At 55.1% G+C, this 12,877-nt stretch carries 12 protein-coding genes; 5 read left to right on the forward strand and 7 right to left on the reverse strand.

The features are described 5' to 3' along the window. Nucleotides 1-485: 485 nt before the first annotated feature. Together H6G52_RS07065 and H6G52_RS07070 are read left to right on the forward strand one after the other, a co-directional pair. The gene (locus H6G52_RS07065; protein ID WP_190527351.1) at nucleotides 486-3,122 is read left to right on the forward strand and encodes a U32 family peptidase; all 2,637 of its coding nucleotides are present in this window, start codon (nucleotides 486-488) and stop codon (nucleotides 3,120-3,122) included. A 68-nt stretch (nucleotides 3,123-3,190) separates the two neighbouring features. After that, nucleotides 3,191-3,781, forward strand: coding sequence for a hypothetical protein (locus tag H6G52_RS07070; RefSeq protein ID WP_190527353.1), 591 nt, complete (start codon nucleotides 3,191-3,193; stop codon nucleotides 3,779-3,781). Between the two features lie 196 nt (nucleotides 3,782-3,977). On the opposite strand, the gene H6G52_RS07075 is transcribed toward H6G52_RS07070, so the two are convergent. Together H6G52_RS07075 and H6G52_RS07080 are read right to left on the reverse strand one after the other, a co-directional pair. Next, nucleotides 3,978-4,736, reverse strand: a complete 759-nt coding sequence (locus H6G52_RS07075; protein ID WP_190527458.1) for a WecB/TagA/CpsF family glycosyltransferase — start codon at nucleotides 4,734-4,736, stop codon at nucleotides 3,978-3,980. Nucleotides 4,737-5,042: 306 nt separating this feature from the next. Further along, nucleotides 5,043-5,318, reverse strand: a complete 276-nt coding sequence (locus H6G52_RS07080; protein ID WP_099535592.1) for an HU family DNA-binding protein — start codon at nucleotides 5,316-5,318, stop codon at nucleotides 5,043-5,045. A gap of 747 nt (nucleotides 5,319-6,065) precedes the next feature. On the opposite strand from H6G52_RS07080, the gene H6G52_RS07085 reads away from it, so the two are divergent. The 3 genes from H6G52_RS07085 to H6G52_RS07095 all read left to right on the forward strand — a co-directional run bounded on the left by H6G52_RS07085 (nucleotide 6,066) and on the right by H6G52_RS07095 (nucleotide 8,921). Next, complete coding sequence (locus H6G52_RS07085) at nucleotides 6,066-6,860, forward strand: pentapeptide repeat-containing protein (protein WP_190527355.1); 795 nt, start codon at nucleotides 6,066-6,068, stop codon at nucleotides 6,858-6,860. Nucleotides 6,861-6,950: 90 nt separating this feature from the next. Beyond that, nucleotides 6,951-7,772, forward strand: coding sequence for a SirB1 family protein (locus H6G52_RS07090; protein ID WP_190527356.1), 822 nt, complete (start codon nucleotides 6,951-6,953; stop codon nucleotides 7,770-7,772). 204 nt (nucleotides 7,773-7,976) lie between these two features. Next, nucleotides 7,977-8,921 (forward strand): TIGR04168 family protein, encoded by a 945-nt coding sequence (locus H6G52_RS07095; RefSeq protein ID WP_190527358.1) that lies wholly within the window; start codon nucleotides 7,977-7,979, stop codon nucleotides 8,919-8,921. 51 nt (nucleotides 8,922-8,972) lie between these two features. Here the strand turns inward: H6G52_RS07095 and H6G52_RS07100 are convergent, their stop codons facing one another. From H6G52_RS07100 to H6G52_RS07120, 5 genes are all read right to left on the reverse strand, one after another. After that, nucleotides 8,973-9,536 carry a glyoxalase-like domain protein gene (locus H6G52_RS07100; protein ID WP_199291570.1) on the reverse strand — a complete coding sequence of 188 codons (564 nt, stop codon included), beginning with the start codon at nucleotides 9,534-9,536 and terminating at the stop codon, nucleotides 8,973-8,975. A 168-nt stretch (nucleotides 9,537-9,704) separates the two neighbouring features. Next, nucleotides 9,705-10,028, reverse strand: coding sequence for a Grx4 family monothiol glutaredoxin (grxD, locus tag H6G52_RS07105; RefSeq protein ID WP_099535584.1), 324 nt, complete (start codon nucleotides 10,026-10,028; stop codon nucleotides 9,705-9,707). 245 nt (nucleotides 10,029-10,273) lie between these two features. Next, nucleotides 10,274-10,525, reverse strand: coding sequence for a BolA family protein (locus tag H6G52_RS07110; RefSeq protein WP_099535582.1), 252 nt, complete (start codon nucleotides 10,523-10,525; stop codon nucleotides 10,274-10,276). Between the two features lie 162 nt (nucleotides 10,526-10,687). Further along, nucleotides 10,688-11,941 (reverse strand): class I SAM-dependent methyltransferase, encoded by a 1,254-nt coding sequence (locus H6G52_RS07115; RefSeq protein WP_242026243.1) that lies wholly within the window; start codon nucleotides 11,939-11,941, stop codon nucleotides 10,688-10,690. Beyond that, nucleotides 11,935-12,642 (reverse strand): Crp/Fnr family transcriptional regulator, encoded by a 708-nt coding sequence (locus tag H6G52_RS07120; RefSeq protein ID WP_099535580.1) that lies wholly within the window; start codon nucleotides 12,640-12,642, stop codon nucleotides 11,935-11,937. Before H6G52_RS07120 ends, H6G52_RS07115 begins: the two co-directional genes overlap by 7 nt. Between the last annotated feature and the right edge of the window lie 235 nt (nucleotides 12,643-12,877).

A 12,877-nucleotide genomic window follows, 5' to 3' on the forward strand; every position in this document is an offset into this window, starting at 1 on the left:
CAGGGGAGCAAACACCGGCTCGATCGAACCAGAACCTGCACCCGCTGCCAGAATTCTCAGAACAACCTGACTAAGACAGACTAACTGACCCGGACAGATTGATCAGTATGAACTGGTCGGCATGAACTAATCAGCACAGGCTAATTAGCACAGACTAATCCAAACAGATTGATCGAGGTGACTGATCAGGGCGGCTGATTGATCACGGTTGATCACTAACCCATCATGCCTAGCCCATTTCAGGCTTCCACGCAACTCTGCACACCATGCCACTCTGCACAACTTCCATGCAACTGAAAATAATTCAACGAAACTGAGGGCCGCGAAAGGTGATTGCAGCCCACGCAAGCCCACCGCGATCGCGCCCGCAGGACTTCAGCGGGAACTGCCCGCCCAACATCCCAACATACCGATTGCGGTACTTTTTCCTGATACTGGTTAGTGAACCTCTTGAACGAATCCATCAGCAGCTTTCAACCCCCATCATGCTTTCTTCGTTGCCCGACGCTCAGCAATCCGATGTTCCATGCTCCAAGCGCCCAGAGGATGTGGTGACAGCTTCGCAGCCCTTGGGGTGGCCGGAGTTGTTGGCTCCGGCGGGCAATTGGGACTGTGCGAAGGCGGCGGTGGAAAACGGGGCCGATGCGATTTATTTCGGCCTCGATCGCTTCAATGCGCGAATGCGGGCCGAAAACTTCACGGAAGCGGATTTGCCGGAGCTGATGGCCTGGCTGCATCGGCGCGGGGTGAAGGGCTATGTGACGATCAACACGCTGATTTTCACCGATGAGCTGGCGGAGGCGGAGCGCTACCTGAAGTCGGTGATTGCGGCGGGGGTGGATGCGGCGATTGTGCAGGATGTGGGGTTGGTGCGGTTGATTCGGCATCTGTCGCCGGATTTTCCGATCCATGCTTCAACGCAAATGACGATCACCAGTGCGGCGGGGGTGGCGTTTGCGCGGAATTTGGGTTGCCAGTTGGTGGTGTTGGCGCGGGAATGTTCGATTCGGGAAATTGAGAAAATTCAAACCCAGTTGGGCGATCGGGGCTTGTCTTTGCCGCTGGAGGTGTTTGTGCATGGGGCCCTTTGTGTGGCCTATTCGGGCCAATGCCTGACTAGTGAGGCGCTGGGTGGGCGATCGGCTAATCGGGGGGAATGCGCCCAGGCCTGTCGGATGCCCTATGAGTTGGTGGCCGATGGACAGGTGGTGGATTTGGGCGATCGGGACTATCTGCTCAGTCCCCAGGATTTGTCTGGGTTGCCGGTGCTGTCGGAGTTGGTGGCGGCGGGGGTCAGTTGCCTGAAAATTGAAGGCCGGTTGAAAGCGCCGGAATATGTGGCCAGCACCACAAGAATCTATCGCCAAGCGCTCGATCGGGCGGTGGCCGCCGTGGCCGGTCGGGTAGACCCGGCGATTCAGCCCCTTGCTCCATCGCGATCGCAGACACAAGCACCGCGATCGGCTGAGTCGGCCGATCGCTACGAATTGGAAATGTCCTTTTCTCGTGGTCTATTCACAGGCTGGTTTGAGGGCATCAACAATCAAGCGCTGGTGCATGGGGAATATGCCAAAAAGCGCGGGGCCTATTTGGGCGAAGTGGTGCGGGTGGAGGGCGATTGGTTGTGGGTGCGATCGACTGGTTTGCACCTCAGCCCTGGCGATGGCATTGGCCTGGACGGGCCCGGCGGCGAACAGGGCGGCCGCATCTGTGAGGTGCGGGAACCGGGACGATCGGGCGAGCTGTGGGGGTTGCGGGTCGATCGCTTCAGTAAGTTGGATTTGCGACGGGTGCGATCGGGCGATCGGCTGTGGAAAACTTCCGATCCGGAACTGGAAAAGCGGGTGCGCCAAACCTACGCGGGCGAGCAACCCAAATTTCAGCGCCCGATCGCCATTGAATTCCATGGGGTGCTGGGTCAGCCCGCCACCGCGATCGCCCGGGATGAGTTGGGCCACATTGCCCAAGTGGTGTCCACCATGCCCCTGGCGGCAGCAGAGCGCCAACCCCTCACGGCCGAGCGGCTGCAAGACCAGTTTGGCCGGCTGGGCAATACGGCTTTTCGGCTCGATCGCTTTGAGCAACAACTCAGTGGCGAGGTGATTTTGCCCGCCAGCGAGCTAAACCGAATGCGGCGAGACTTGGTGGCCCAACTGGAACAGCAGCGGGCCCAACCGCCCCGTTGGACATTGCACGCCACGGCGCGATCGCGAGACCTTTGGCCCGCCATGGGCGATCGACCGGCTCCAAAGCCGGCCCAACTGTCGGTTTTGGTGCGCAACCGGGCCCAACTGGCCAGCGCCATGGCCGCCGGGATCGATCGGCTCTATTGCGAATTAGAAGATCCGCGTCAATATCGATCGCTGGTGGAATGGTTTCGCACCCAAAAACAATCGGATCAACAAACCCTTTGGGTTGCGCCCCCTCGGATTTACAAAACCGGTGAAACCTGGATTTTGCAGCAAGTTCGCAACAGCAATGCGGATGGCTATTTGGTGCGAAATTATGACCATCTCAGCTTCTTTGCCCAGGATCGCTGCATGGGAGATTTTTCGCTGAATGTGGCTAACCCAATCGCTGCTAGCTATTTTCAGCAAGAATTTCAACTGGCCGGACTCACAGCCTCCTACGATTTAAATGCCGATCAATTGGTCGATTTGCTGAAAGCCTGTCCTCCCGACTGGTTGGAAATTACGATTCATCAACATATGCCCATGTTCCATATGGAGCATTGCGTTTTCTGTGCTTTTTTGTCCACCGGAACCGATCACACAAACTGCGGTCGTCCCTGCGAAAAACAAACGGTTACCCTGCGCGATCGAGCTGGGGTGGAGCATCGGTTACAGGCTGATGCGGGCTGTCGAAACACGGTGTTTAATGGGGTGGCACAGACGGGTGCAGAGGTGGTGCAACGGTTAATCGCATCCGGGGCCCGGCGATTCCGGTTGGAGTTTCTAAATGAATCGCCCGATCGGGTCAGTCACTCGATCGCCCGCTATCAACAACTCCTGCGGGGCGAAATTTCCGGCACTGAACTTTGGCAAGATTTGCAACTGTCCAGCCAACTAGGAGTCACGCGCGGCACGATCGGGAAACGAGAGCGATCGCAATCTGGCCGCTAGTATTTTGTGCCAATCAGCCAAAGATCTTCATCCTTCAACCCCTTTTTCCCCCTTTTTTAGTCACTGGTATGACCCATCTCAAGCAAGCTCGTTGGATTAATTTTTGGCAATCGATCGCCCTTGCGGCCGCCGGTCTTTGCATCGCCATGGCGATCGCCCATTTGCAGCCAGCCAATGCCACAGAGCCGATCACCCCTCAAAACACCGTGAATTTGATCAGCGAAAATCCTGGCGATCGGCTTGCGCAAACCACGCCGGCCTTGCCTGAACAGCCCATGACAAAACGGCAACTAATCACCGCTGTTTTGCAAGAATTGGGAGTTGCTGAACGCTACGATCAATATTTGGGAAATGCTGTAGATTTAGCCGTTTCGCCCAACCAGTCCCTGAAATTCATTAACTGGTTGAATGATGTGCTCAAGGAGCGGGCCGGCTGGAAAACCGTCGCCCTCACTTACAGCCGTCGTCTCGATAGCCAGTTTTCTGAAACCGAGCTTCAGGAACTGCTGAGTCTGGCGCAAAATCCCACACTTCGCAAACTGTTTCGATCGGAACTAGAAAATTATGGCAACACTGCCCGCGATCGGCGAATGTTCCTGTTCCGAGTTTGGGAAGACTACAACAACGGCAACATTCCCGTTCCTGAAGGCATGTTTTAGAGGGAATTGATTGATCAGGAATATTACTAATTGCTCAGAGTTTGATCAATCAGCCCGTAGGGTGGGCACTGCCCACCAAACCATTGCTTCATGGCATCCGTGATATGGCGTGCCAATTATTTTTAGGTAAAGGCTGTATCGATCAGGAACCAATTGATCAAAATCTCATTTGATCAAAGTTTCATTGATCAACGCCTTAACGAGAACTGGAGCGCTGGGGGCGTAGCGTTTCCAGCAGCGCCCGCCAAGCAAACTTCGGCAAAGCCAGCATTCGCCGCCAACGCCAAGGTTCTTGATAGAGGCGATAGAGCCATTCCAGATTGTTTTCGCAAAACCAAGCGGGTGCGCGCTCCTTTGTGCCCGACCAAATATCAAAACTGCCCCCAACACCAATCCAAATGGCATTGGGACAAAGGTAGCGGTGTTCCGCAATCCAATATTCCTGGCGAGGAACACCCAGCGCCACCAAAATCAGACCTGGTTGAGCTTCTCGCATGGCCTGCACCATGGTTGATCGCTCGTCTTCGCTCAAAAAGCCGTGATAAATCCCTGAAAATTGAATGCCGGGGGCCCGTTTTTCCCAGGCTTGGGCCGCCGCCTGAGCAACACCCGGTTGACCGCCATAGCACCAAACGGTTCCGTAGGCATTGGGCGATCGACCAAAGGCCGTCAGCACCGATTCTGCTAACTCAATGCCCGGAACCCGGCGCACTTGGCGATAGCCCCGCAGCTTCAGGTATAGGGCCACGCCAGCCCCATCGGGAATGCACAAATCGGCTTGGCGAATCGTTTCCCCCAATCGGGCGTTTCGTTCCCCCTCGATCGCCATTTCCGCATTGAGGGTCACCACCTGCGCGCCTCCCTCCTGTCGCCGATCCAACAACCACTGGGTGTAGTCATCCAGCAGATGAACCGGCAACTGAAGCACCGTAGCCTTCAACGGGCGCGGGGCGATCGGGGAAGCATCCATGGAAGCGTGCATGGCAAATTTGCAAAATGATGGGTCGGGCAGTCGGGATTTAGTCTACAACCGATGCTTTTCCGTTGATTCATCCCGCCAGGGCGATTAATCCCAAACCGTCACTAATTCACTTGCAACTCACGGGCCTGGTTCGATCGGCCCATTCGATCGGCCCAAGGGCAGCTCGCTGCTTTGCCATGCAGATTGTTGGGCGCTGGTAAAACAAATTCCATGACCGACCCTCAAACACCAGTCGGCCATGGCAACCACAGAGACCTAAAAGGACGCTTAGGGGACTGCCTAAGGCGCAACCTTTTCCTTGAACAACTTACCGGCAGAAAAGGCGGGAACACAGGTGGCCGGAATTTCCATCTTTTGGCCAGTTTTGGGGTTGCGGCCTTCGCGGGACTTCCGCTCACGGCGCTCAAACGAGCCAAACCCCACCAGAGTCACCTTTTCGCCTGACGAAACCGCTTCCACGATCGAGTCGAGCGCTGCGGTCAGCACTTGATCGGCCTGCTTTTTGGTGACATTCGCCTTTTCGGCCACCTTATCAATCAGCTCGCCTTTATTCATAATTCGAAATCTCCTGAATGCAAAGGGGAGCCAACCCAGTTTCCGGGTCGGCAATCAGTAGAATGAGTGGCTGAAACCCCTACCGAATAGCGGTTTCAATCGCATATTCTATCCATAAACTCTCGGGATGTGACCATAGGAACTGACAATTTGTAGCTATCTGAAGTTTTTTTTCAGTTTCTAACAGCTTGTCATCGAGCAAAAACCGGCTTTGATCTCGGGTCAATGCTGAGATCAATCTCCTCAATTTCTGCCCTGTTGCAATGGTTCTGAGTCCGAGGGGCACGGGCTGAAATGAAGACGGCGCGGCAAAATCCTGGAAATTCAGTCTGAGCAATTCAACCCAATCAGCACCACTGATTCAGGTTCGCCAACTGCGATGAGCTGCCTCAACTGAGCTGAACTTGAGCTGACTAGGGGGGAGATCAGATCTTTGCTAGTTTTTGGGGCCCGGGCAAGGGCAGGTGCTTCAAACTAACGGTGAGCCTGTGCAAAATCAACCCAATCAACGTTGATTGAAACCCGTTAACCCTGTAGGGGCGTACGGCCGTACGCCCCTACCCGGATTTTCTCGGTCTTCAGTTGAAGCCAATAGGGCAAGGGTTCATCGACCGAACCGACCAATCTGGCTGATGGGCTGGACTGATCGGCTGATCGATCAGCTTGAACGATCAATGACGATCAATTCGGACGTTTGAAACATCTTCTAAGATAGGGTGTCGGCACAAGAACCGGGAGGAAGCCGTTATGGAAGCTGGGCGTGGGCTGGTTGGGCTGGGCTGGGCGTTGGGACTGACGGTGCTGGCCAGTCCTGCGAGCTATGGGGCCAATCCAGAGCATGTCCAAACGCTGTTGCTCACGCGGCAATGTGTGCAATGCGATTTGACGGGGGCCAGCCTGGTTTATGCCAACTTGAGCGGCGCAAACCTGATGGGGTCTGACCTGCGGGGCGCAAATCTGAGCCGTGCCAACCTCAGCCAGGCCAACTTGAGCGGCGCAAATTTGCAGAGCGCCACCCTGTTTGGAGCCACGCTGACCAATGCCCAGTTGACCAATGCCAATTTGGTGAGCACGGATTTGCGGGAGGCGGTTTTCTTTGGGGCCGATCTCAGCGGGGCTACCATGACCCAAGCCCTGGTGATTGGGGCTGTGGGGTTGCCGATCGAGGTGGCCACGCCGCGCGATCGTTTCAACTGGGGCGTGTATGAGGCTGATCGACGCAACTTCGCCGGGGCCATTAATCACTACAATCAGGCGATCGCCCAGGATCCGCAATTTGCCGAGGCTTACCTAAACCGAGCCGTGGCGCGATCGCACTTGGCGGACTATGGCGGAGCAATCGGGGATGGGCGAGTGGCGGCCCAGCTCTTTGCCCAGGCCAACAATCCCGAGCAGCAGGCATTGGCGGAAAAGTTTTCCGATGAATTGGAGCGCTATGTCAAGAAAGCCGGCCGTGAGCAGTCGGAAGGCAACGGGCTGGGAATTTCGGTGCTGAACTTTGTGCGCGGTGTTGGTTCTTTTCTGATTCCGTTATTATTTTGATTTCTGGGTTTTGCCTGTTTCGGGTTTGGCTGGCCTTAGATTTTCGATTTTGCAAGTTCTCAATTCTGCCTTTTAGCGACGATCGCCACGATGGAATTTTCCCAAGCTCGACAGGCTTTTTTGCAAGAGGTTCGACGACCGATCGAACAAATTGACCTAGCCCGAGCAGCCCTCTATCTTGCCCAGGAAGACTATCCGGGGCTGGTGGTGGAATCCTACTTAAACCAATTAGATCAGATGGCGGCGGTGGTGGGCGATCGGCTGGCGGGCGATCGGGTTCCCATGCGGGTGATTCGGGCGATTAATCAATACCTCTTCACGGAATTAGAATTTAGCGGCAATCAATCGGATTATTACGATCCTCGAAATAGCTTTTTTAATGAAGTGTTGGATCGCCGTTTGGGCATTCCCATCACCCTTTCATTAGTCTATTTAGAAATTGCTAAGCGACTGAATTTTCCCATGGTTGGCATTGGAATGCCAGGCCACTTTATCATCCGCCCCGACTTTGAAGAGGCGGGAATTTTTGTCGATGCCTTTGCCCAGGGAGAAATTCTGTTTCCACAAGATTGTGCCGATCGCCTCAGTAGCATCTATGGGCAACCGGTCGCCCTCAAGCCGCAATTTTTGGAACCGGTGGATCCGCATCGTTTCCTGGTGAGAATGCTGACCAACCTCAAGGCAATCTACATCAGTCGGCAGGATCCGATCCGTGCAGCCCGAGTGATTGAGCAAATTCTGTTGATTTTTCCCGATGCGATTCAGGAGCGGCGCGATCGGGGACTGTTGTATTACCAATTGGAGCGATTTACCGAGGCCCGAGCTGATTTGCAAGCCTATTTGGAAGCAAAACCACAAGCGTTCGATCGGGCCCCGATCGCTGCCTTATTGGATCGTCTTTCGGACTTTTAATTCAATTTTGCCTTTAATTGGCTTCAATTGGTTTCGATAATTGGTTTTAATTAGTTTTCAAAGGTATCTCTAGAATTTCATTTTTTAACTTCATCGCTCAATTGCATCTGGAACCAATCGCATTTTGAATGCTTGAACTTCCTGAACGCCTTAACTACGCTTTAACGAAATCGCATCTCTAAAATCGCATCTCTAAAAATCACCATGATCGCCGTTGCCCCTCGCCCAATCCATCTCGCCATCATTGGCGATGTCCATGACCAGTGGACGGTTGACGATGCCCATGCCCTTGAAGGGCTAGGCATTGATGCGGCGTTGTTTGTGGGTGACTTTGGCAACGAAGCGGTGGAAATTACCCGGGCGATCGCGGCGTTGCCTTTGCCCAAAGCGGTGATTCTGGGCAACCATGATTCCTGGTATAGCGCCACTCCTTGGGGCCGCAAAAAATGTCCCTACGATCGCAGCCGCGAAGATCGGGTGCAAGAGCAACTGGATCTGTTGGGGGCGGCCCATGTGGGCTACGGTTGCCTGGATTGGCCGGAGTTGGGGTTGAGTGTGATTGGGGGGCGGCCCTTTAGCTGGGGCGGCCCGAACTGGAGCTATGGGGAGTTTTACCGCGATCGCTTTGCCGTGACGGGCATGATGGATTCGGCCGATCGAATTGCCCAAGCGGCGGCTCGCGCCACTCAACCCACCCTCATTTTTCTGGGACATAACGGCCCCTATGGGCTGGGGGATCAACCAGAGTCGATTTGCGGGCGCGACTGGCAACCGCTTGGCGGTGATTTTGGCGATCCTGACCTGCGCCAAGCGATCCGCATTGCCCAACAGCGCCATCAACAGGTGGCTTTGGTCACCTTTGGCCACATGCACCACCACTTGCGCCACCGCAAAGATCGCTTGCGGCAGGCCACGGCCAGCGATGCCCAAGGAACGGTGTATGTGAATGCGGCGGTGGTTCCCCGAATTCGAGAACACGATCGGGGACGGCTCCACCATTTTGTGTGGGTGGAATTGCTGGGCGGGCAGGTGACCCGGGCCGCTTCCGTTTGGGTTGATCGCACCGGGGCGATCGATGCTGCTGAGGCTTGGCTGGGGCAGCCCCCCGCACTTCAGCATTCATCAACACCGCTCATTCCGGTTCCTTAAGGTTGATTGATCAATGTTGACTGATCAAGGTTGATTAATCGCCCTTGATGGCTACTGACCCGCTTCGGTTAATTCCAAGGTGCGACCCGACCAATCCTTAACCAAGAAATTGAGCGGTAACTCCTGGCGAATTTTGTGCCGAATTCCCCGCACCTGAATTCGCAACAGAATTTGTTCTAGACAGTCGCGATCGAAACAAACGTGGCGTTGGTGGTTGCGATCGCCCAAACTGGCTCCAGCAATTACATGGAGCTGCACATTTTTCTTGAGTTGGTACCACAAACCATCGGGCACAGGAGCCGGATTGGCAACGCGCGCAAAGGTGCTGGGGGCCATATAAAGCGGGTCGATCGTGGTGGCCCCAAGGGTTTGTTCGTAGTTGTAGTAATACTGCAAGGGCACATCAGCCACCGCCAATTCCAAATCTCCCTCATAGAACTGTCGGGCAATTTCCAAATCCGACACCATGATGGTGTGAACTTTGGGCGCGCTGGACAGAAACATCCACATGGCTCCCCCATAGGCCATCAACAGCAGCACCATGATGCCTTGGGTAGAGAAAATCGTATCCAACGACAGGCCAAAAATGGCAAACATCAGGGGATGGAGGGTCATGGAGTTAGGAATGGAAATGGGTGAATTGCCTAATCAATTAACGAAGACAAGGGGCTTATAACAAAGACAAGGGGCTTATAACGAAGACAAGGGGCTTAAGCCCCTTGCCCCAAAATGACCAGAAGGCAATGGCTTCAAGGTGCTTTTTAGGCTGCATCTAAGAAGCAATTAAGAAGCAATCGCGACTTCCAACAGTTGTTGCAGCTCGCCGCTGTTGAACAGTTCAACGGCAATATCAGCACCGCCGATAAAGTTGCCATCGATGTAAAGTTGCGGGATAGTCTGCCAGTTGGAAAACTCCTTGATGCCTTCCCGAATGTCTGGCTCATCCAGAACATTCAAAGACTCGAAGGGCACACCCACCGCATTCAAAATTTGCACCACAGTGTTTGAAAAGCCGCACATGGGCATCAATTTTGTGCCCTTCATAAACAGCATCACTTTGTTGTTTTGCACCAAGCTTTCGATGCGTTGTTTCGTTTCAGGGGTCATGGTGGCTATCCGCGATCGTAATAGTGGACGTGGTTAGAACAAAGTTAGAACAAAACAAGGAACTGCGGCTCCTTGCCTTGGTGATTGGGGTGAAACAGCTAAGGATTCATCCTGGCCAATTTTGGCTAATTTTTGCCTTTTTTTGACGCTTTCTGCATCTTCACTTGGCCAGTTTCCAGAAACTTTGGGTTTCTAGAGGTTCCTCATTCTCAGGAACTGCTGATGTTTTGCCCCGGCTGAGGCCCCTAAACGGTGGCTTGTTGTGCGGCCCAGCTTTCGGGGGTAAAGGTCTTGAGGGCGAGGGCATGAAGCGCTCCGCTGCGGAGATCTTCATTCAGCGCGCCATAGACCAGTTGGTGTTGCTGGACACGGCTTTTGCCCGCGAAGGCCGCAGAGACAACGATCGCCTCGTAGTGGTCGCCGTCACCCGCAAGCTGAATTTCTGCGTCGGGCAGGTTGGCCTTGATGGCAGTTGTGATGCGATCGGGCGTGACCATGGTTGCTGTTCAAAGGGATAAAGATTGAATCCGTTTTTCGTTAGAAAATTACGGGATCTGATAACCCCGCCCCAAAAGGACGGCATTCTTGATTGTAGTCGGCCACTGGACAAGCGGTGCTGGAACCGGGCGATCGGGCTGGAGGTTCCCCCTACACAAACCCTACATAAAGCCCAGACCCATGGGTTCTTGCAGGCCTTTGAGGGGAGGATCGATCGCCCCCGGTGGGAGGTTCTTGCCCTGAATCAGAACTCCAAAGTTGCCGAGGCCCGTGGGATCGATGAGGCGGTGCAACACATCTCGACGGTGCAAGATTTGCTGAAAATCGATCGCTTGGGCGATCGCCCCACCCTGACTGAGGGCCATCAGTCGATCGCCCAATCCAAGGGCCATTAAAAACAAACTTTGGCGTGTGAATCCTAGGGTTTGCAGGCCCTGTTGTTCGCCCCAATGTTGCAGGGCGCTGAAGTCCACGTGGGCCGTCAAGTCCTGCTGGCCCGGCAACCAGTAGGGATCGTTGTGGTGGGCGTGGCGGGTGTAGCACTGTAGCGTGCCGCCCGATCGGCTGGGGTGGTAAAACCGCTGCGCATCGTAGCCATAGTCAATGGTGAGCAGGTAGCCCGATCGCAGTCGATCGGCCAAGGTTGCCAACCAGTCCAATGCGGCCAAGTTCACCTCTGTGCAATAGCCCTCGGGATAAGCACCCTGAGCAAAGTCAATGTTGAGGGTCTGGAAATAGGTGGCTAGCCGCTCCGTGGACAGGGGCCCCACGCGATCGCTCAGATGTCCTTCGGAGGCGGTGACGTAACATTCTTGGAGCTGCCCCCCTTGCCAAATCACCCGATGAACGGGGAAAGCATCCACCAATTCATTGGACACAAAACAGCCGGTGATCGAGTTGGGGGCGATCGCCTCCCAGGTGACCCAAACGACCCGATCGCCCGCCGCTGGACAGGCCGCCAAGCGCGATCGCTGCACAGCCCTCAAGACCGGCGAAATTTCCACAATCCGATAGGTGGTGGCGGCCCAACAGTCTGGATGGGCCGTTTGCAAATGGGTGAGCAAATCTGCCGCCATCACCCCTTGGCCGGCTCCCATTTCCACCAGGTCAAAGGCAGGCGGGCAACCCAGCCTTGCCCAACATTCGGCCACCTGATCCGCCAGCAGTTCCGCAAAATCGGGGCAGAGGTGGGGCGAGGTGACAAAATCGCCCTGGGGGCCAATGCCAACCCGATCGCCCGATCCTGCGTAGTAGCCCACCTGGGGGTCATACAGCACCAGGGCCATGTAGTCGGCAAAAGTGATTTGTCCCCCGGCGGCAGCCAGGCGATCGTGCAAGGCCTGGGTGATCGGGGGCGGATCTCCGGCCGCGGTTCCGGCTGGGCCTGGGGCCCCGTGGCGCGACCAACCTAGCAAATGGTTCGCTCCAAAGCGTTCAAACTGGGGATTCGCAGAACATCCCCATCCCGTTCAATCAAGCTCTTTTTTTCCAACTTGGTCAGCACCCGGGTCACGGTTTCGCGGGCCAGTCCACTAAGGCTGCTCAGTTCGCGATGGGGCAAGTTGGGGATCTCCACGCCCCGATCGCTGCTGCGACCCTGACCCTCCGCCAAAAACATCAAAATATCGGCCACCCGCGATACGCTGTCGGATTCCCGCAATCGCAACCGCCGGTTCACCTGGCGCAACCGCCGCCCCATCAGTTGGGCCAACTTGATGCCTGCCTGGGGTTCCGTTTCCACAAGGGTGATGAAGTCTTGGGCGGGAATGCTGCCAATGGTGGTGGGGGCCAAGGTAATGGCATCGGTCGATCGGGGCACTTCATCGAGGGCCGCCATTTCGCCAAAAATTTCACCGCGACCCAGAATATTCAGGGTCACTTCCTTGCCTTCCAGGTTGTAGGTGCGGATTTTGACCCAGCCTTCCAAGATGAAGTACACCGAACCGCCCCAGTCATTTTCCAGCAGAATGACTTGGTTCGATGGGTGGGTGCGGGTGACAACGTGGGCAGTGGCTAACTCAACGGCATCACGCGGCAGCGCCCGGAAAAACGGAGCCGATTCGATGAGCCGCTCAATGTCCGCATGGGTGTCACGGGAGGTGGGACGGTCTTCCATGGGGTGATCGCGAGAGTCATTCACAGAATACTCGATTGTGCCGAGTTTGGTGGCGACTGAATGCTACGGAATGCTACCGGTTTCTGGGTGGAATCCCAATTCCAGTGATTTGTTTGTATTAATTGTTACTTGGGTTGTGGCAGGGGTTGCGGAGGGCTGGCCGCAGCCAAGGTCTGAATCAAGATTTCAGCCAAGATCCAGCTATCAGGGTGAGTATTATTTACTACGACCTAAT

It is taken from the genome of Limnothrix sp. FACHB-881 (genome assembly GCF_014698135.1).
Lineage (GTDB): Bacteria > Cyanobacteriota > Cyanobacteriia > CACIAM-69d > CACIAM-69d > CACIAM-69d.

Excerpts from the sequence above, each read along its gene's own strand:
- H6G52_RS07120 (WP_099535580.1), bottom strand. The coding sequence starts at position 12,642 with ATGGAAGACCGTCCCACCTCCCGTGACACCCATGCGGACATTGAGCGG.
- H6G52_RS07095 (WP_190527358.1), top strand. The coding sequence starts at position 7,977 with ATGATCGCCGTTGCCCCTCGCCCAATCCATCTCGCCATCATTGGCGAT.
- H6G52_RS07080 (WP_099535592.1), bottom strand. The coding sequence starts at position 5,318 with ATGAATAAAGGCGAGCTGATTGATAAGGTGGCCGAAAAGGCGAATGTC.
- H6G52_RS07070 (WP_190527353.1), top strand. The coding sequence starts at position 3,191 with ATGACCCATCTCAAGCAAGCTCGTTGGATTAATTTTTGGCAATCGATC.
- H6G52_RS07090 (WP_190527356.1), top strand. The coding sequence starts at position 6,951 with ATGGAATTTTCCCAAGCTCGACAGGCTTTTTTGCAAGAGGTTCGACGA.
- grxD (WP_099535584.1), bottom strand. The coding sequence starts at position 10,028 with ATGACCCCTGAAACGAAACAACGCATCGAAAGCTTGGTGCAAAACAAC.
- H6G52_RS07065 (WP_190527351.1), top strand. The coding sequence starts at position 486 with ATGCTTTCTTCGTTGCCCGACGCTCAGCAATCCGATGTTCCATGCTCC.
- H6G52_RS07100 (WP_199291570.1), bottom strand. The coding sequence starts at position 9,536 with ATGACCCTCCATCCCCTGATGTTTGCCATTTTTGGCCTGTCGTTGGAT.
- H6G52_RS07085 (WP_190527355.1), top strand. The coding sequence starts at position 6,066 with ATGGAAGCTGGGCGTGGGCTGGTTGGGCTGGGCTGGGCGTTGGGACTG.
- H6G52_RS07110 (WP_099535582.1), bottom strand. The coding sequence starts at position 10,525 with ATGGTCACGCCCGATCGCATCACAACTGCCATCAAGGCCAACCTGCCC.